Origin of the sequence: Bradyrhizobium sp. (assembly GCF_016462955.1) — a bacterium.
Taxonomy (GTDB): Bacteria; Pseudomonadota; Alphaproteobacteria; order Rhizobiales; family Xanthobacteraceae; genus Bradyrhizobium.
In genome coordinates this window covers 1-19,308 of record NZ_JAEMSD010000073.1, presented here as the reverse complement: position 1 = coordinate 19,308, position 19,308 = coordinate 1, and the positions used below count along the sequence as shown (strand labels likewise).

Annotated in this window: 14 protein-coding genes and 1 pseudogene; 7 read left to right on the top strand and 8 right to left on the bottom strand. The window is 64.5% G+C overall.

Annotated elements, in window-relative coordinates:
• A pseudogene (locus tag JHD07_RS10785) lies at positions 1 to 366 on the top strand (MFS transporter); the annotation flags it as partial.
• 227 nt (positions 367 to 593) lie between these two features.
• Here JHD07_RS10785 and JHD07_RS10780 read toward each other — a convergent pair.
• The 6 genes from JHD07_RS10780 to JHD07_RS10755 all read right to left on the bottom strand — a co-directional run bounded on the left by JHD07_RS10780 (position 594) and on the right by JHD07_RS10755 (position 8,590).
• Positions 594 to 2,291, bottom strand: coding sequence for a thiamine pyrophosphate-requiring protein (locus tag JHD07_RS10780; protein WP_291621797.1), 1,698 nt, complete (start codon positions 2,289 to 2,291; stop codon positions 594 to 596).
• A 45-nt stretch (positions 2,292 to 2,336) separates the two neighbouring features.
• Positions 2,337 to 5,174 (bottom strand): winged helix-turn-helix domain-containing protein, encoded by a 2,838-nt coding sequence (locus JHD07_RS10775; RefSeq protein WP_291621793.1) that lies wholly within the window; start codon positions 5,172 to 5,174, stop codon positions 2,337 to 2,339.
• A gap of 248 nt (positions 5,175 to 5,422) precedes the next feature.
• Positions 5,423 to 5,833, bottom strand: coding sequence for a putative quinol monooxygenase (locus tag JHD07_RS10770; RefSeq protein ID WP_291621791.1), 411 nt, complete (start codon positions 5,831 to 5,833; stop codon positions 5,423 to 5,425).
• An 83-nt stretch (positions 5,834 to 5,916) separates the two neighbouring features.
• Positions 5,917 to 6,750 carry a VOC family protein gene (locus JHD07_RS10765; RefSeq protein WP_291621789.1) on the bottom strand — a complete coding sequence of 278 codons (834 nt, stop codon included), beginning with the start codon at positions 6,748 to 6,750 and terminating at the stop codon, positions 5,917 to 5,919.
• A gap of 30 nt (positions 6,751 to 6,780) precedes the next feature.
• A complete protein-coding gene (locus JHD07_RS10760; protein WP_291621786.1) occupies positions 6,781 to 7,794 on the bottom strand; it encodes an aldo/keto reductase in 1,014 nt (337 codons plus the stop codon).
• Positions 7,795 to 7,834: 40 nt separating this feature from the next.
• Positions 7,835 to 8,590 (bottom strand): alpha/beta hydrolase, encoded by a 756-nt coding sequence (locus tag JHD07_RS10755; protein ID WP_291621784.1) that lies wholly within the window; start codon positions 8,588 to 8,590, stop codon positions 7,835 to 7,837.
• Positions 8,591 to 8,928: 338 nt separating this feature from the next.
• On the opposite strand from JHD07_RS10755, the gene JHD07_RS10750 reads away from it, so the two are divergent.
• The 6 genes from JHD07_RS10750 to JHD07_RS10725 all read left to right on the top strand — a co-directional run bounded on the left by JHD07_RS10750 (position 8,929) and on the right by JHD07_RS10725 (position 14,433).
• The gene (locus tag JHD07_RS10750; protein ID WP_291621782.1) at positions 8,929 to 9,864 is read left to right on the top strand and encodes an AraC family transcriptional regulator; all 936 of its coding nucleotides are present in this window, start codon (positions 8,929 to 8,931) and stop codon (positions 9,862 to 9,864) included.
• 82 nt (positions 9,865 to 9,946) lie between these two features.
• Complete coding sequence (locus JHD07_RS10745; RefSeq protein ID WP_291621780.1) at positions 9,947 to 10,414, top strand: (2Fe-2S)-binding protein; 468 nt, start codon at positions 9,947 to 9,949, stop codon at positions 10,412 to 10,414.
• Position 10,415: 1 nt separating this feature from the next.
• Complete coding sequence (locus JHD07_RS10740; RefSeq protein ID WP_366864257.1) at positions 10,416 to 12,671, top strand: molybdopterin cofactor-binding domain-containing protein; 2,256 nt, start codon at positions 10,416 to 10,418, stop codon at positions 12,669 to 12,671.
• An 8-nt stretch (positions 12,672 to 12,679) separates the two neighbouring features.
• On the top strand, positions 12,680 to 13,312 hold the full coding sequence (locus JHD07_RS10735; RefSeq protein ID WP_291621776.1) for a hypothetical protein: 633 nt from the start codon (positions 12,680 to 12,682) through the stop codon (positions 13,310 to 13,312).
• A 48-nt stretch (positions 13,313 to 13,360) separates the two neighbouring features.
• Positions 13,361 to 14,050 carry a type 1 glutamine amidotransferase domain-containing protein gene (locus JHD07_RS10730; protein WP_291621774.1) on the top strand — a complete coding sequence of 230 codons (690 nt, stop codon included), beginning with the start codon at positions 13,361 to 13,363 and terminating at the stop codon, positions 14,048 to 14,050.
• A gap of 77 nt (positions 14,051 to 14,127) precedes the next feature.
• A complete protein-coding gene (locus JHD07_RS10725; protein ID WP_291621772.1) occupies positions 14,128 to 14,433 on the top strand; it encodes a putative quinol monooxygenase in 306 nt (101 codons plus the stop codon).
• Between the two features lie 1,580 nt (positions 14,434 to 16,013).
• Here JHD07_RS10725 and JHD07_RS10715 read toward each other — a convergent pair.
• The gene (locus JHD07_RS10715) at positions 16,014 to 18,266 is read right to left on the bottom strand and encodes a TonB-dependent siderophore receptor (RefSeq protein ID WP_291621770.1); all 2,253 of its coding nucleotides are present in this window, start codon (positions 18,264 to 18,266) and stop codon (positions 16,014 to 16,016) included.
• A 248-nt stretch (positions 18,267 to 18,514) separates the two neighbouring features.
• Positions 18,515 to 19,308 (bottom strand): MBL fold metallo-hydrolase RNA specificity domain-containing protein (locus tag JHD07_RS10710; RefSeq protein ID WP_291621768.1); only part of this gene is annotated, 794 nt, incomplete at its 5' end.

The following is a 19,308-nucleotide window of genomic DNA, read 5'->3' as shown; positions in this document are numbered from 1 at the left end:
GCACTCGGCCTCGGCACCACCTTTCCGGTCTGCGTGGTCTCGGTGCAGAATTCGGTCGCCCGGCCGCAGGTCGGAACCATCACCGGCGCGTTGAACTTCTTCCGCTCGCTGATGTCGTCCTTCACGGTCGCGGCGTTCGCGGCGATCCTGCTGATCGCGCTGGGTGCCGACATTCCGCTCGCCGGCGAGCACCATGTCGCAGGCGGCATCCCTGCCATTCCCGCCGAGGACATGCGGCATGCGTTCCGCTACGTCTTTGGCGCCGCGACGGCGCTGATGACGGGTGCTGCGCTGTGCCTGATCGCGATGGAGGAGCGGCCGCTGGCCGGTCCCACCGTGACCAAGCACGTCGAGATGGCGGAGTGAGCGGCTCCGCCGGCTGAGCATGATCCGTTGGACCACCGCGGCGCGCGCCTCGTCCTTCGAGGCGCCCGCGGGCCTTCAGGATGAAACTAGGCGGCATCGGTGCTCATTGAAACCAGCGCAACGCATTCGGTCTCATCCTGAGGGCCCGCCCACGGCGGGCGTCTCGAAGGATGGCCACAGGCGATATCGCTCTATGCGATTGCCTGCATGTTCAAGGAGCGCCCGTCTCACGTCCCCGGCCGCGACACCTCGGTCTCCTTGCTGGTGATGAACTCCAGCAGCACGGGGATGCCCTCCTGTGTCTTCTGGATGCCGCGCCTGATCGCGGGGACGATGTCCTCGGGCTTCGTCACCCGCTCGCCATAGCCGCCGAAGGCGCGTGCCATAGCGGCGTAGTCGCCGGAAATGTCGGTCGAGCGGTATTTCTCGGTCGAGACCGGCATCACCTTCAACTCGATCGCCATGGAAAAATTGTTGAGCAGGATCGACATGATCGGGATGCGCTCGCGCACCGCGGTCTCGAAATCCATGCCGGTGAAACCGATGGCGGCATCGCCCCAGACGTTGATGCAGAGCTTGTCGGGCTTTGCGAGCTTGGCTCCCATCGCGAGGCCGAGGCCATAGCCGAGTTGCGTCGTCTTGCCCCAGCCGAGATAGGTGAGGGGTTTTGTCGATTTCCAGAACGGCGATAGCTGGTCGCGCGGGCTGCCGGCATCATGGGTGATGATGGTGTTGTCGATGTCGACGGTATGCTGAAGGTCCCACAGCACGCGGTAGGGGCTGAGCGGTGCCTCGTTGCTGGTGAGCTTCGGCATCCACTTCGCCAGCCACTCCTTGTGCGAGGCCGCGATCTCGGCCGCAACAGCCGAGGCATCGCGATCCGACGTGACGGTCCGGCCGATCTCTTCGAGCAGCGCGTCGAGCACGAGCCCGGCGTCGCCGACGAGTCCGATCCTGGCCTCCACGTCCTTGTTGAGATGGTTCGGATCGAGCGTCGAATGGATGATTGTCTTGCCCTTCGGCATCGCGATGCCGAAATTGGTCTCCGTGAACGAGCAGCCGATGCCGAAGATGACGTCGGCCTCAGCGAGGAATTTCGGCACCGCGCGCGGCACCGCGAGCCCGCCCGAGCCGAGCGACAGCGGATGCGTCTCCGGAAACGATGATTTACCCCCTAGGCTGGTGGTGACGGGGATCGCCAGCCGCTCGGCCAGCCGTTTCAGCTGCGGCCAGGCCTCGGCATAATGCACGCCCTGGCCGGCATAGATCACCGGCCGCTTCGCATTGACGAGCAGGCTGGCGGCCTCCTTCACATGCACGGGGTCGGCGCCGTAGCGCGTGCGCAGCACCGGCGTGTAGTTCAGCGGCTCCGGCACCTCCTCGTTCCACATGTCCGAGGGAATCTCGACGATCACGGGGCCGCCGCGGCCGTTCTTCAGCTTGGTGAAGGCGCGGCGAAAGATGTTGACGACCTCAGCGGCCAGGATGATCGGCTCGGACGATTTCGCGAACGGCTTCATCGCCTCGCTGGAATTGAAGTTCGGCTCGACATGCGCAAGACGGCGCTGATAGCCCATCGGCAGCACCAGCACCGGCACGGATTCGCCGAAGCACTGTGCGACGCCGCCCATCGCGTTCTCCGCGCCCGGCCCGTGCTGCATGCAGAAGGCCCCGATGCTGCGTCCCGACGTAACCCGCGAGATCGCATCCGCCATGTGGATGCCGACGCGCTCCTGCCGCACCATGACGGGTCGGATCTCGGCCTTGGCCGCGTGCTCGATCAGATGGTTGACCGGATAGCCGCAGAGGATCTCGATCCCCTCGCGCCGCATGATTTCTGCGATGGCGGTACCGAGCTTCATGGCGTCTCTCTCCTTGGGCCTGGCCGGTTGGTCCGGCTGATTGACCGAGAGAGGATCAGGAATTTACGGTGGCGTAAAGCGCGTGCGGGGAGCGTGGCGGTAGGCCAGCTATGCATCGCGAGTGTGAACAGGCCCCGACTGTTGACGATGGCCGCGGTCGCGCGCGGTCGGCCTCGTGCGTTGCAGCAAGCGTGAGGCAGCAAGCAGGTCCGGCGTCTGGAAGCCTTCGGTGAAGTCGTCATGGATCGGGGCAAGCAGTCGGACAGCCTTGGCTCTGCGGCCGGTCGCAATCCAGTGTGAAGCGAGATCGGTGGCGATGCGCAGCGAGAACGTCTTTGCGCCGATGGCTCGCGCCTCCGTGAGGGCCTGTTGCAGCCGCTTCTCGGCGCGCAGCGGCTCGCCGGCCTGGAAAAGGACCGCCGCGTCGACGCGCTGAAGTTCTGCCCGGCACCAGCGCTCGCCTTGACGCTCCTGATGGCCGATCGCCCGCGTGATCGCCTCGCGCGCCTCCGCGAGCCGGCCTTGCCGTAAGTATGCGCGAGCGAGGAATGCGAGATAGCTGCCGATCCGCATCAGGAAGCGACATTCGATCAATTCTTCGATCGCTGTGCGAATGTCCTCCACTGCACGCGGATCGCCGCGCACGTCGCGAAGACAAGCCGAGAAATAACGCTCGACCGGAACCCAGCGTGAGATGCGCTCGCGCTCCAGGTTGCGACGCAGACGCTCGGTGAAGCCCGCGAGCGCGTCCAGATTTCCGGTTTCGAGCGCGACGGGAAGTGCGGCGAGCCCGAGTGCATTGGACTGCGACACCCAGTGGCCGCTGCGGTCGGCAGCGTCGACGGCATCGCGCGCCAGTCTTGCTGCGGTATCGGCCTGCCCTTGCATCCAGGCGACGAAGGGCAGATTGAAGCGGACGGTGATGAAGCGGTAGACCTCGTTCGCGTCCTTGCGCGAACGGCCCTCTGCCAGCGAATGGGTTGCGGCGAGACGATCGAGTACCGGGCGGCTCTTGCTCAGTTCGCCGGCAAAGGCATGGGCCCAGGCCAGCGCGCGGTCGGCTTCGGACGTTGCGGTCAGGTCGCGGTCGCGGTCGGCCAGGCCTGTTGCCTCCTCGAGACAGGTTATCGCGCGCGGGACCTCGCCGATCTGCAGCAGATAAAACGCAAAACCCACCAGCGCGCGCTGCTGATACTCGATGCTGCCCGCCAGCCTTGCAAAGGCGATCGCATCAAGCCAGGCGACCTCGTTCTCGTTCGACATCTTGCGCGCGTAGAACAGGCTCCACCCGAGAGCGCAGGCGAGCTTTGCCTTCGACAGATCATCGCACGGAACGGTCTTCGCCAAGGCGAGCGCATCCTTGAAGCGCGCCTGCGCTTCCGACAGGATGGAGGTTTCCGACCACAAGGTGATCGCTGCAACCGTGAGCCTGATCCCGAGGGCAGGATCGCCGTCTTCACCGGTCGCCCACGACAGCGCGGCGCGCAGGTCGGCGATGCGGCCAAGGTAGCGCTGTGTCCAATCGGTCGGCTCGCGCCAGTTCCACTCCTGTTCCGATTGTTCGAAGAGAGCGAGGACGCGCTGCGCGTGGCGGCGCTGCGCATTGCCGCAGGCAGGATCGGTCTGACGCTGCTCGGCGGCATAGCGCCGAGTGCTATCAAGCAGGCGATAGCGCAGGCTTGAGCCCCGAGCCTGTGCGCTCAGAAGCGATTTGGCCACGAGGCTGCCAAGGCCGGTGACGACGTCGACGGGCGAGAGCCCTGCCGCCTCCGCGACGAAGATCGCATCCTCGGCCTCGAAGGCGTCGCTGAAGACCGACAGCAGGCCGAACAGCCTCGCCTCCCTCTGCGACAGCAGCTTGTAGCTCCAATCGATCGTCGCCATCAGGGTTTCGTGGCGCGGCGGCGCGCCATCGGCCGCAGGGGCACGGAAACGCAAGGTGTGGTCGAGCTGCTCCACCAATTGCCGAGGATTGAACCTGCCGATCTGGGCCGCCGCCAGTTCGATGGCCAGCGGAAGGCCGTCGAGCGCGTGGCAGATCGAGGCGACCGCCTCGCAATCATCGTCGACGACCTGGTAGTCGGACCATTCGGCAGCGCGGCTGACGAACAACTGCACCGCCGGAAACCTGAGGGCATGATCGAGGGGCACGCCGTGGCCGGGCTTCGGCGAGGCCAGCGAGCCAAGCCGGACGACATGCTCGGTGGTGGTGCCGAGCGGCTCGCGGCTCGTCGCAAGCAGCCTGGACGGCGATGTGTCCGCCATGAACCTGCCGGCGAAGATGGTTGCGGCGGGCAGCACATGCTCGCAATTGTCGAGGATGAGCAGCATCTGCCGCGGTCGCAGATAATCGAGGACCGCAGCCAGACTGTTGTCCGTATTCCCCCTGATACCAAGTGCCGTCACCAGCGCCGAGCCGAACAGCGTGGGATCAGAAATCGTGGCGAGATCGACGAAGCAGATGCCGTCGCGGCATTGTGGCGCAAATGTCCGGGCGACGGCCAGGGCAATTGTCGTTTTGCCGACGCCCCCTGCGCCAGCCAGGGTCACTTGCTTGTTGTCAGTGAGCAAATCGGCGATCTCGACGATTTCCGCTTCACGACCGACGATGCCGCGCAACAACGGCGGCCGGGGCAAGGGCACCGGCTCGGCGAGCGCCGGATCGTCCTCGATCTCGCCCATGCTGATTTGCACTTCGGCGATGAACTTGTACCCGCGGCGTGCCACCGTCGCGATGTAGACGGGCTCGATCTGGGTATCTCCCAGCGAACGCCGCAAGCTCCACATGTTGACCTTGAGATTGCTGTCGTGGACGAAGGTGCCCGGCCAGGCCGCGGCCATCAATTCATTCTTGCTGACGAGCTCGCCGCAGTGCTGCACCAGCAACTGCAAGAGTTCGAATGCGCGCCCGCCCAGTTTGACCGGACGTCCGTCGAGAAGCAGCAACTGGCGCCGGGGAAGCAGCCGAAAGCGGCCGAAGCAGTATGCAAGCTCCTGTCGGTCTGTGCCCCGTTGTCGTGTCTCCGTGGCAGCCCGCATTGCTCATTCCAGTCGATCGATCAGATCGCCCTGCAATTATCATGCGCTGCACACTTGTTGAAGAGAGCCGTTCTGATTGGGCCCGCCATTGGTCCGGAACACGCTGCGACAAAACAGCTCGCCGGCCGCCACGTGCTCGGTTGCGAGGCCTTCGACTATTTTTTGGGCTTTGCAAGAACAGCCATGTGCATGACCTCGACGCCGCCGTCGGCAAGTTCCGGCAGCTTGGCGAACCAGTCCTTCACGTATGGCATCGCGTTGTGCGCGTCGAAATCGGCGCGGCTGGCGAAGATCTCGTAAAATATGAAATGGCCCGGCTTGGCGCGGTCTTCCTGCAGGAAGTACACCAGGTTCTTGGGATCGCCGCGAACCAGGTCGATCAGCGGCAAGGTGGCGGCGCGCAGCAGATCTTCTTTTCCGGGCTTGGCGCGCACCTGCGCCACCACGGAATAGGCGCCGTCGGGAACCTGCTGGTAGCGAACGCCCGGCGCTTCCTGAGCTGCGGCAGAGAGGGTCGCGATGGCGAACAGGAGGGCCGCAAGCAAGATACGAGGGACAGTTTGCATGATGAAGACATCCTCTGCATGTGAGGTGAGCGGCGGGCGACCAGGTCAGGGCCGCTGACCGGTTACCTGCCGCGTCCAAGGAATTAGCGCACGATCTTCTGTTGCCGTTTTGCCAGGGCCTCGCTGAAGCGCTGCTTGACGGGGCCGAGCGCCTTGACGAACTCGAGTTGCTCGCCTTCAGGTCCCTTGCAGTAGATCAGCTCCCAACCGTTCGAAGGTTCGGCGGTGACCCGGTTCGTGTTGGCGCTGCGGGGCGCGGCCTTGCGCTCCGTCTCCGTCATGACGCGGATGGTGCGGTTCGCTCTCACCTGCGTCATGCCGCGGCGCGCGGACTCGGCTTCGAGGTCGGCGATGAACTTGTTGAAGTCGACATCGTCGCGAACGTAGAAGCAGATGTGCATCATGCGCGGAAAAGCCGGGCTCATATGCTCCAGCGGCTCGGCAAAGCTCTTCGCGCTGCCGATGGGCTGCTCGGCCTCGCGATACTGCAGCAGTTCGAGCACCATGTTGTCGAACTGGATGAAGCGGACATCGAGCCGCTGGGCTCCGCTGCGCAGGTCGGGCACGCCGATCGTTCGCGGATTGACGCCGCGCGCATTCGCGTCGATTTCCTGGTCGGCCAGCAGCGTGTTCTGCACTTCATCGCCCTGGAAGTCGCCGTGGCGGAACACCTCGGTGCCGCCGAGCACCTCCGTATAGAATTGATAGGCGCGCTCCATGTTCTGGACCGTCAGCCCGAAATGCTGGACGCCCTGGAGCCGCGCGCCGAGCGGCGCCTCGTCGCGCTGCGCATCCTGTGTCGCGGCCCGTGCGTCGATTGTCGTGCCGGCGACGAGGCCGGTGATGACGGCGGCGCCGGCGGTTTGAAGCAAGGCGCGGCGGTCCATGTCGGTGGCGTTGTGGGCTGCATCTGTCATGTTGCTCTCCTTGATCGTTCCGTGGGTTGTTCAATCAGCGGCGGGAAGCGGAGCTGCGGGGCTAACCAGCCCCTCGGAGCGCAGCTCGCGCCAGAAGTCCGCCGGGATGGCTTCCTCGAGCGCTGCGCGATCCTCGGCGATGCGGCCCGGGCGGCTCGCACCGGGAATGACGGCGGCGACCACGGGATTGGCGAGTGCGAACTGCAAGCCGGCCGCCTTCATGCTGATCCGATAGCGATCTGCGATCGCCCTGATCCGCGCCACCTTGTTGAGGATCTCCGGAGGTGCCGGCGCATACTCGAAGTTCGGCCCGCCGACGAGCGCGCCCGAACTGTAGGGGCCGCCGACGACGATCGCGAGCTCATGCTCCGCAACCATCGGCATCACCCGTTGAAGCGCCTTGGCATGATCGAGCAGCGTGTAGCGGCCCGCGAGCAGGAATCCGTCGGGGCGTGGCTCTTCGAGTGCGAGCAGCAGCTCGATCGGCTCGACCCGGTTGACGCCAAGCCCCCACGCCTTGATCACGCCTTCGTCGCGCAGCCGGTCGAGCGCCTTGAACGCGCCCTTGCGGGCGCTTTCGAACACCGACAGCCACTCGTCGCCATAAAAATCCTGCGCAACGTCGTGCACGAAAGCGACGTCGATGTGGGAGGTACCGAGCCGCTTCAGGCTGTCCTCGATCGAGCGCAGCGTTCCATCCCTGGAATAGTCGTTCACGATCCTGTTCGGGCGACCGTATTTGAACACGCCGCCCTTCTCGCCGAGGTCGCGCACACTGACATCCTCGATCTCGTCCAGGATCAGGCGCCCGACCTTGGTGCTGAGGACATAGTCGGTCCGCGGCCGGCCGGCGAGCGCGGCGGCGATGCGGATCTCGGCCAGACCCGCGCCGTAGAACGGCGCGGTGTCGAAGTAGCGGATGCCGTCTTCCCAGGCGGCATTCACCGTCGCGAGCGCTTCCTGCTCCGGGATGTCGCGGAACATGTTGCCGAGCGGCGCGGCGCCGAAGCCCAGTTTTCCGGGCAGAATATCCTTGAGGGCCATGGTGCGAGTCCTTGTCTATCCATGTGCGGCGCGGCCGATCTCAGTCGGTCGCTGACGTGTCTGCGCTTCTGATGAAGGCCGCCACTTCGCGCGGATGCGACAGCATCACCGCATGGCTGCTCTTCATCTCCGTCACCTTCGCGCCCGAACGCTTGGCCATGGTGCGCTGCGCCGTCGGCGGAATCATGTGATCCTCGCTCGTCACCATGTAATGGGTCGGCTTCGTCTTCCAGGCCACGCGATCGACCTTGGTCTGCACCGCCTGGAGTCCCCAGGGCAGTTGCGCCGCGGCCATGAAGCGGGTCGTGGCCGCATCGACGTCGGCCGCGAAAGAGGTGGGGAATTTCTCGCGCTCGACGAGGAGATAATTGCCCTCGGTGACCAGCGGAGCCTTGTGCTCGCCAGCGGGCACTGGAGCTTCCGCCAGCGTGCTGACCGATTCACCGGCGTCGGGAGCGAAGGCCGCGAGATAGACCAGGCTGCGTACCTTCGAATTGTCGCCGGCCTCCGTGATGACCATTCCGCCGTAGGAATGTCCGACGAGAATGACCGGATGCCGGGCCTTGGCGATCACGCGTTCGGTCTCCGCGACATCGTCGCGCAGGGTGATCGTCGGCTGCTGCACCACGAGCACCTCATAGCCCGCGTCCGCGAGGATGTTGTAGGTGTCCTTCCAGCCCGAGCCATCGACGAATGCGCCGTGGACGAGGACGATGGAAACGGTCTTCTCGGCAGCGACCGCGGGAGCGGCGGTTGCGATCGACATTGCAGCGAGTGCGGAGATCAGCGGCTTCATCTCAGGCTCCTATCCTCGATACGGCGACATCGCCGTTGATGGGCCCTTCACTAGCGCACACCCGCATTGCGGTATTTCCGATTCCTGCGCGATGACGCACGCATCTTGCTGATGTGCGACGAGATCGGGCTTCCGAGTCGAGATGCACTGGCTCCAAGCCCTTGCCTTGTCTGGCTTTTACCTCTTTTAACCGCGCCGCCTCTGGACTCTGCTGCCGCGGCTTGTGAGTAATAAGCTACCGGCGTGGCAGTAACCGGGGCTGCAAATCTCCACTGGATGGAATGATCGCTCTCGCGCGATACGGGGCCGGGAATCGCCGCAACGAAGCGGAGGTCGTAATGGCGCTCGTGACGCATGGAGATCACAAGTACAAGAACAGCGAGAAGCTCGCTGAGGCCAATGATTGGCCGGGCTTGAGCATCGAGCATCGCAAGTTCGAGGCGGGCTGTCAGGCAACGCCCGTTCCCATCTGCACCGAGCTCGTCATGCTGCTGTCGGGCGGAGGCATGGTGTGCCGCGCCGGAAACGGCGAAGTCCAGAAGAGTCTCGCACGGCCGGGCATGAGTTATCTCGTGCCCGTGGGGACGCAGGAGAGCCATCTCGAGCTTTCCGACCGAATGGAATGTCTTCTTCTCTATCTGCCGCCGGCGCTGCTGGACCACAGCGCACTTGCGGATTTCGGCGTCGATCCGGCAAAGGTCGAGATCGCCTATGCTCACGGTCTGGCGGACCAGGTGCTCTTCCACATCTGCGCGCCGCTTCGCGATCTGCTCCATCGCCCGCGCCAGCCGACCGACGCGCTGTTCGTGGACGGGATCCAGGTTGCGCTTGCGGCGCATCTTCTGGGCAACTACACCATCGATCGTTGGCGCGCGCCCGACAAGTCGCCGGCGCTCGACCCGCGGCGCCTCCAGCGCGTGCTGGACTATATCGAGGCGTCTCTCGGCAGCGATATCAGGCTGGAGGATCTGGCGGCCCAGGCCTGCCTCAGCCCCTATCATTTTTCCCGGCTGTTTCGCGAGGCGACCGGACTGTCACCGCATCGTTACGTGACCGATCGCAGAGTCCAGGCGGCGCGGCAAGAACTCGCGCGCGACCGTTTCTCCCTGGTCGAGATTGCCCTCGAATTCGGCTTCGGCTCGCAGGCCAATTTCACGCGCGTGTTCAGGAAGGCTGCAAATCTCACCCCGGGACAGTATCGCGAATTGTGCTGCGGCGGGGCCGAGACGGAAGCCGACCAGGGCGAGACCGCATCCCGCAGGATTTGCGCATGATCCCGCAGGATCCGGAAATATTCATCGACGTGTATCGAGCAGTGCTGTTGTGGCGGCCTGCCAGGCGAGAGGATGTATCGATATGATCGAGCTCACGGTGGACGGGATCAAGCGCCAGGTGGACGTCGTTCCCGAGATGCCGCTGTTGTGGGTGCTGCGCGACGAACTCGGCATCACCAGCGCCAAATACGGCTGCGGCGTCGCGCAATGCGGCGCTTGCACCGTTCACATCGACGGCCTGGCCGTGCGGTCCTGCCAGTCGCATATCGGCGAGGTCGCGGGCAAATCGGTCGTGACGCTCGAAGGCCTGGACAACAGGGATCAGCACCCGGTCTTGCAGGCCTGGATCGAGCATCAGGTGCCGCAATGCGGCTACTGCCAGACCGGACAGATCATGCAGGCGATCTCGCTTCTTGGATTGATCCCGAGGCCCACCGACGAGCAGATCGATCAGGTGATGTCCGGCAATCTCTGCCGCTGCGGCACCTATCCGCGCATCCGCGCTGCGATCCACGCGGCTGCGGCGGCGAGCAAGACGGCGGAGAAGTGAGATGGGCCACATGCAGACCCTTTCGCGTCGGGCCTTCGTCTTTGGCTCTGCTACGGTCGCAGGCGGCATTGCGTTCGGCGCCTACGGCAATGTCGAGGCCGCGGCCGCGAGCACCGACGGCAATCCGCTGGCCACGGGCCTCGGCCCAAATTCGGTGACCTTCAATCCCTGGGTCGAGATCAGCCCGGACAAGATCACGCTGATCGCGCAACATGCCGACATCGGCCAGGGCGTCGGATCGGTGCAGCCGATCATGATCGCCGAAGAGATGGATCTCGACCCCGGCCAGTTCGAAATCCGGTTCGCCGGCCCGAGCCCCGCCTATTTCAACACGGGCTTCGCCGACGAGTTCGCGCCGTTCGTGGCTGCGGACCAGAGTCCGGCCGCGGAGGAAGCGCGCGCCGCCACGCTCGAATGGCTGCGCAAGTCCGGCCTGCAGATGACGGGTGGATCGAGCACGATCCCGGACACCTACGAGAAGTTGCGTGTTGCCGGCGCGGTCGCACGCGAGACGCTCAAGGCCGCCGCGGCCAAGCGTTCTGGCGTGGCGATAGCCGACCTTCGCACGCAATCGGGTCATGTGATCCTGCCCAACGGAAGCAAGATCGCCTTTGTCGCGCTCGCGGCCGAGGCGTCCAAAATTCCGCCGGTCCTCGACGCAAAGCCGCGCGACCCATCCAAATGGCGCATGCTCGGCAAGCCGATGATGCGGCTCGACGTCCGCGCGAAGGTGATGGGCGAGCTGAAGTTCGGCATCGATATGAAGATGGACGGCATGCTCTACGCGTCCGTCAAGCTGAACCCGAACAAGGGCCAGCCGATTAAGTCGTATGACGCCAGCAAGGCGCGGACGATGCCGGGCGTCAAGAAGGTGCTGGAGATCAAGAACGGAGTCGCGGTGATCGCGACCAACAGCTGGTACGCGATGAAGGCGGTCGACGCCATCGCCTGCGAGTGGGCGCCCTCGGCCTATCCCGCCGAGCAGGCCGATCATTGGAAGGTTCTGGAATCCTCGTTCAAGCCCGAGTTCCTGGGCAAGGAGTGGAAGAAGATCGGCGACATCGACGCCGGCCTGAAGACGGGCAAGCTCGTCGAAGCCGAGTATCGCGCACCCTATGTGGCCCATCAACCGCTGGAGCCGCTGAACGGCATCGGCCTCGTCACCGACAAGGGCATGGAGATCTGGGTCGGCCACCAGAGTCCCCGCTTCGTGCAATGGGTCGCGGCGACGGCGATCGGCCTCAAGCCGGAGCAGATCACCTTCCACAACCAATGGACCGGCGGAAGCTTCGGCCACCGTCTGGAATATGAGAACATCGGCGTGCTCGCCCAGATCGCCAACCAGATGAAGGGCACGCCGATCAAGCTCGTGTTCTCGCGCGAGGAAGATTTCCTCCAGGACATTCCGCGGCAGATTGCGATCGCACGGCACCGCGGCAGCGTCGACAAAAGCAGGATCGTCGCCGCCGATCTGCAGCTGGCTTCGACCACGCCGCTCAAGGGACTGCTCGAGCGTTCGGGCACGCCGTCGAAAGATCCAGACGGGCAATTGGCTGCCGGCCTGTGGAACGTCTACTACGATATCCCCAATTTCCGGGCCACCAGCTACGAGGCCCGAGGATTGTCGCCAAGTACGACATGGCGTTCGGTCGGCGCCTCGACATCCGGTTTCTTCACCGAGAGCTTCATCGACGAATTGATCCATGCGGCCGGTCTCGACCCGATGAAGGCGCGCATCGCGATGTGCACCGTGCCGCATTATCGCAAAGTGCTGGAGACCGTCGCGGAGATGTCGGACTGGAAAGGACCGCTCGGCAACGGTCGTGGCCGCGGCGTTGCTTTCGTGGAGTCCTTCGGGACACCCGTCGCTGAAGTCGTCGAGGTGACGGCGACGGAGCGAGGCATCCGGATCGACAAGGTCTGGGTTGCGGCCGACGTCGGCAAGGTCGTCGATCCCGTCAATTTCGAGAACCAGGTCCAGGGCGGCGTGGTCTGGGGGCTTGGCCACGCCATGAACTGCGAGCTCACCTACTCAAAAGGCGCGGTGCAGCAGACCAATTACAACCACCATGAGGCGATGCGGATCTACCAATGCCCGATCATCGAAGTGCGGGGGCTGGAGAACGATCCGAAGGTGAGGGGGGTCGGCGAGCCGCCGGTGCCACCCGCCGCGCCTGCGCTCGCCAATGCGATCTTCGCCGCGACCGGAAAACGCATCCGCGAAATGCCGTTCAACAAGTTCATCGATTTCGTGTGAGGGAAGCCATGAAGACATCTCTGATGGCGCTGGTCCTCGCGACGTCGGCCATTGCAGCCTTGACCGGGATCGTCGCGGCCAAGGATGAGGCCACCAAGGATCTGCTGCCGCCGGGTAGCGTCAGCCGCGCCGAGGGCCTCGCTGCCTGGAAGCGGATCGAGGCCGTCGTGACGCATCCACGGTGTGCCAACTGCCACGTCGATGCCAAGGCCATACCGATCTGGACGCCGGCCGGCGAAACCAAGTCTCGCCCGCATGGCATGAACATTCATGGCGGCGAGAGCCGCATCGGCGCGGAAGCGATCCCGTGCTCGACCTGTCACATGACCTCGACCCAGGCGAACGAGCCGGCGCCGGCTCCGCCGCGCGCCGGGATCGACTGGCAGCTCGCGCCGGTGGCCTTCATCTGGTTCGGCAAGAGCGGCGCCGAGATCTGCGCCCAGATGAAGGATCCCAAGCGCAATGGCGGCCGTGACGCCGCCGGCCTCGTCGAGCATTTGCGGCACGATGCGTCGCTGAGCGGCTTCATCCCGCGCGGCTGGGCGCCCGGAGCCGGCCGCTCGACGCCGCCGGGCACCTTCGAGGATCACGTCAAGGACATGGCGATGTGGGGCGCGGCCGGGCAGCCCTGTCCGAACTGACCGTTCCCTGCGTGGCGCCGGGGCGATCCCGATCGAAAGGAGAAAACCATGACCCAGCATGTCCTCTTCATCGTCACCAACGCAGCCGTAATCGGTCCGCATAGCCGCAAGACCGGTTTCTTTTTCGCCGAGGTCGCCCATCCGTTCGAAGTGCTCGACAAGGCTGGGGTCGCGGTGGAGTTCGCGTCGCCCGCCGGCGGATGGACGCCCTACGACGCGTACGATGAGAAAGATCCCGCCCAGAAGGAGTTTCTCGCGAGCAAAGCGTTTCGCCGCTTGAATCACAGCCGCAGATTGTCAGAGGTGGACGCCGCCGATTACGACGCCATCCTGGTGCCCGGCGGTCTTGGGCCCATGGTGGACATCCAGCGCAATGCAGCGGTCCAGCATGCCGTTGTGCGGGCCTGGAGCACCGGCAAGATCGTCGCCGCTGTCTGTCACGGGCCGTGCGCGCTGCTTGGCGTCGACCTTGGCGATGGGGTCCCTTTCGTGCGCGGCAAGAAGCTCACCTCCTTCTCTAAGAAGGAAGAGTACGATTACGCCCGCGATGACGTGCCTTACGAGCTCGAGGATGCGTTGAGGGCGGAGGGTGCCGCGTACTCGTCGGCGGCCAACTGGCAGCCTCACGTCGTCGTCGACGGCCGGCTGATCACGGGGCAGAACCCGGCGTCGGCCGGAGTGCTGGGAAAGGAGTTGCTGGCCGCCCTCAAGGACAGGAGCAGTGCTGCGAAAACCTGAAGATTGCAGTGTCCGGAATTCCAGAGGGATGGGCTCGGCTCTGAAGCTGCGCTTGCTTTCGCATGGGGAGCTATCGAATGACGCAATCGCCAGCCAAGATTACCGCTATCCTGGTTGCTCGCCCGGGCAAGTCTGCTGAACTCGGCGCATTGCTCGTCGGTATGGCACCGCATTCCAGAGCTGAGCCCGGCAACTTGCATTGGGATGTCTGGCGCGACGTATCGAACGAAGATCGCTACGTTCTCGACGAACTGTACCGCGACGTTGCGGCCGTCGAAGCTCACCGAGCCTCGCCGCATTACCAGGCTTACCTCGCCAAAATTCCCGAACTGGCTGATCGGACGGCAGTGGTCTTGGAAGCGGTCGAGGTTGGCGACAGGTGAGCGGCATCGGCGAACCTTCGAAGTAACCGCATTTCTATTTGCAGCAGGGCTATCTCGTTTGCGAGTTTCCTCTCGGTCATCCTTCGAGACGCCCGCTTGAGGCGGGCTCCTCAGGATGAGGGCGGAGTGCGCAGCAGCTATTTCAACGAGCACTGATGCTGATGAGCCTCGTCCTGAGGAGGCGCGTCAGCGCCGTCTCGAAGGACGGGGCGTGCGCGCAGGCCGCCGCCACAAGTCTACCCGATTGCCCTGCTATCTGCAGTTCCGGCAGATCATCAGCTTTCGCTGCAACGCCCCATCTTCCTGATCGAGGCCATTCGCATCCGGATTGGACCTGGCGTCCGTCGCTGCGCGTGAACGCACAGGCGGCGTCATGCGGCTCGGGGTGTCGACGTCATCGACGGTGCCGACGCTGAAGCCATCGTAGTCGGCGGCTTGATTCGGCCTCGATTGAGGCCCTCCGATCACGGAAGGCTCTCTGCTGGGCGCCGCCGGCGGAGTTCTCGTCACCCGCGCGGGCTTGGTGACACTCGGGCGTGGCGGCGATGCATCGGGCGGGGCAAGCGAAACCGGCGGCGCGGCCGAAGTCTGGCTTCTCGCGCTGTCGTGCGGCCAGACGGCGACAAGCATGAGGCCGAGAGCCAGCAGCATCACGCTTCTCATCCGCATCCTTCGGGCAGTGGCGGTTGATCGATTGACAACATGGCTCGTCGAGCCCACTCCGCCGAAGAATATCAGCTCTCGTAAGGTCTTCAAAGCGCCGAGGCCTGAATGGAGCGAGGCGCCATCCAGGCCATCCGCCGGCGTTGGCCAGTTTTGGTGCGCTCCGTCCGGGCCACAATGGGTTGCGTTGCCTGTCGGGCAGAACACCCCAGCGCTAGGTCGATAGCCGCCCGCTAAAATATTCGCATTTACAGAAATTCGATTTCGCCGTACAAGCCGGAACATCCTGCCCGCCACGAGGGGCGTTTCGCGATCGTCACGAGACGCGGGCCGGGATGCGGTGGCCGCGACGGCGTCGGCGCGCAAGGGTGGTTGCAGGGCGGCGAAATCCGTGAGCAACGACAGGCGCGGTACGACACGGCGCTGACAGCATCCCTTGTTCGGTCTCGGCGGCGAGCGCACGCCAGCTGTCGGGAATGCGGACGGGGATGTGCGCGGACGGAGAAGTCGTGTGGTCCTGACGCCCGGGGTCTGTGCGTCAAGTCATGTGGTGATGTTTCACGGCCCAACCGGGCACGTACATCAGCCATCTGCATGGCGACGGGGGCAATAGTGCATCGCTCCCCGGGGAGAGCACGAAGGACACCGTGAAAACCATCGCGCAGGGAAGGCCGGATGTCCGGCGACCTGTCGTCCACCCCCGTGCGCGTTCTCATCGCACACGCGGGACTTCGGGTGCCAGCCGGCGCCCAGCCTTCCCTGCGCCCTCGCTTTCGATGAGGGCGAAAGAGGACAGCAAAGCTCGGGCTCAGCAAGCCGCGAGCGTGAGAACCCGTGCGTCTGCGATGGCAATCCTCTCGATGGCGAATCTCACGTGCCCCACGCGCGGCCCATCAAAGCTCGCGCTCGATGCCGGATTAGAAGCGGTAGGTCGCCGTTCCCAGGATGGTGCGTCCGAGGCCGTAATAGCAATCGCCGCGCGCATAGCAGGCCGCCACGTAGCGTTCGTCACCAATGTTGTTGACGTTGAGCTGCAGCCTGTATTTGCCGGGATCGTAGGCCACCATCATGTCGAACAGCGTGTAGGACGGGATCGTATACGTATTGGTTTCCTCGTAGGAGTCGCCGATGTAGCGCACGCCGGCACCCACCGTCACGTCGTGCAGGCCGAGCGCGCTCAGGCGATACTTGCCCCAGAGCGAGGCCTGGTTGGCGGGGACGCCCTCCACCGTCTTGCCGTCGTTGTCGCCCCGCTCGACCTTGGCGGCGATGTAGGAATAGCTGGCGATCACGTCGAGATCAGGAGTGATCTTGCCGATGACCTCGATCTCCGCGCCGCGAATGCGGACTTGGCCGATCTGGCTCGATGCGAACGGATTGGATGGATCGTTCGATGCCGACAGCCGGTTCTTCTCCACCGTGTCGTAGATCGCGCCATTGATCGCAAGGCCCGGCATCGGCGTGTATTTGAAGCCGACCTCGTAGGTTTCGCCGCGCTGGTCCTTGCAGGGACCATCGAGACAGGTGCTGCCGCCATAGGTTGGGCTGAAGGACACCGGATTGAACGACTGGGCCCAGGTGACGTAGGGATTGAATCCGAACGGCGTCTCGTACATCAGGCTGGCGCGGCCGGTCGTTGCCGACCTGTCGCTGTCGGCGCCGGTATACCGCGTGCTGGCATAGTCCTGCCGGATCCCGATCGTCGCCAGCCAGGGCCCGAGCCGCATCTGGTCCTGAGCGTAGAGTCCGGTCTGGGTCTGTTCTGCATCCGATGCCCGCGTCAGCGCAGGCACGGGAACGCTGGTATAGACGGGCGAATAGAGATCGAACGGCGTCGCGTCGAAGCCGGAGCCGGTGGACGACCGCGCATAGAGGCTGCGATAGTCGACGCCGAACAGCACCTTGTGCTGGAGCGCTCCGGTGATGGCCTTGATCTGCAAATTATTGTCGAGCGTGATATTGTCGTTCGACGTCTGCTGGTTGTAGCTGTAGCGATTCACTGTGCGCCTGGAGGCGTCGAGGAAGGGATCGGCCGAGAATGCGTTCGCGTAGACCGAACGATAGACGCCGTCGACGTGTGCATAGCGGAAATTCTGCGTGAATTTCACGGCATCGTTGAAGTTGTGTTCGAACAGGCTGCTGATCGCGCCGGTTTCGGTCTGATACACATCGTTGTTGGGGTCGCCGACGAAGCGGTTGCGGGGAATGTAGCCGTTGATGCCCGGCACGAGCGTGCCTTCTCGAGGAAGGAATCCGTTGGTCGTCCCGGTCTTGTCCTTCTGGTAGACGCCGAGCACGGTCCAGCTCGTGTTGGTCGTCGGCCGCCACGTCATGGACGGCGCGAGCAGCATGCGATCGTCTTGGACGTAGTCGACCTGAGTGTCGGCGTCGCGGAACAGGCCGACGAAGCGATACAGCCATTCACCGTCCTTGGTCACCTTGCCGGTCGAATCCATCTGAATCTGCTTGCGGCCGAAATTGTCGAACGAGACACCGGCTTCGTTGTAGGTTTCCGCGCGCGGGCGCTTGGAGATCAGATTGACGAGGCCTGCGGTGGACGTATCGCCATAGAGCACCGATGCCGGCCCGCGGAACACCTCGATGCGCTCGAGCATGTAGGGATCGACGCGCCATTCGTTGAAGTTGTTGCGGTTGTTCACCCGCGTGCCGTCGAGATAGACGTTGGGATCCTGCCCGCGGACCTTGAAATAGTCGTTGCGGGAATCCACGCCGCCCGGCTCGGCAAATACGCCGGGCACGTAGCGCAGAGTTTCCTGAATGCTGCTGACGCCCTGGTCGCGGACGCGCTCGGCGCTGACGACAGAGATCGACTGCGCGGTCTGGTTCAGCGGCGTGTCCGTCTTGGTTCCGGTCCCGCTCTGTGTCGCCAGATAGCCCTGCACCGGGCCGGTGGCGGTCTCCCCCGCCGCGGCGGGCTGCACGGCAACCTGCGCCGCAGCCGGCGCGTTGCCGGTCCGCGCAGCGTTGCGGCGTGTTCCCGTCGCGCGTGTCGTGGATGTGCGTTGAGGTCGCGCCGCGGGGCGTGGCCGGGCCTGTTCGACGACGACGGGAGGCAAATCAACAGACGTCTGCGCGATTGCCGAGGGATCGAACGCCAGAGTCGCAATTGCGACCGTGGAAGCACCAAACAGATAACTCGCGTTCTTCATTCCCACCACGCTTGCGCTCGATTCCAAAAGTCGAAACGGCTGGTAGCAACCGTGCCGATCCAGGAGCAAGACGAGGCCAGGCGTTTTGCAGGAATTCCAGATTGGATTCGTTCCAGACGATCGCGCGCTCATGTAACGAAGCGTGTCAATCGTTTCCGGCGAGCAATGATTGTAGGATCGGCAGTGCGTGAGCTGGAGACGCGCAGCCATAGGCGCGCAGGGGGCGGCGCAACCGTCAGCCAGAGGCCTTATCCTCTGTCCTCCAGCGCCCGTCGCAGCCTTCGGATGATGACGCCGCGGGCGCGGTCGTCGGCGGCGGCTGCAACACGATCGTTGATGTCGAGCATGAGCTCGGACATCTCGTTGTGCCAGTCGAGACGGGTCACGGCCTCCGGCGCGAGGCGCCGGCGGTGATCGGCGTCGAGCACGCGCGGCTCGGACGCGGCGAGCTCGTAGATGTCGTCGCGCATCGGCTGGTAGACCTTCGCCGCGGGAATGATGCGCTCGGCCACGCGCTCGGCGAGGCCCGCGACCGCCGCTTCCTCGCCGTGGACCAGGAACAGCCCGCGGGCGATGGGGCGCCGCGCCGCGATCCAGCTGGCCATGCCCGCGCCATCGGCATGGCCCGAATATTCGTCGATCATGCGGATGTGGGCCGCGACCTTGATCTCCTCGCCCTGGATGCGGACGGCCTTGGCGCCGTTCTGGAGGAAACGGCCGAGCGTGCCGTTGGCCTGGAAGCCGGCAAGCAGCACGGTCGCGCGTTCGTTCCACAGCCAGCGCTTCAGATGATGGCGGATGCGGCCTGCGTCGCACATTCCGCTCGCGGCGATGATGATGTGGAATCCCGACAGGCGCATGATCGCCTTGCTCTCGTCCGCGGTCTCGGTGAATTTGAGATGCGGCGAGTTGAGCAGGCGGCCGACATCGACGGTGGGGTCGAGGCTCTCGGCATGGCGGCGGAACACTTCGGTGGCGCGGATCGCGAGCGGGGAATCGAGGAAGATCGGGGCGATTGGAATCTCGCCGTGCTCCATCAGGT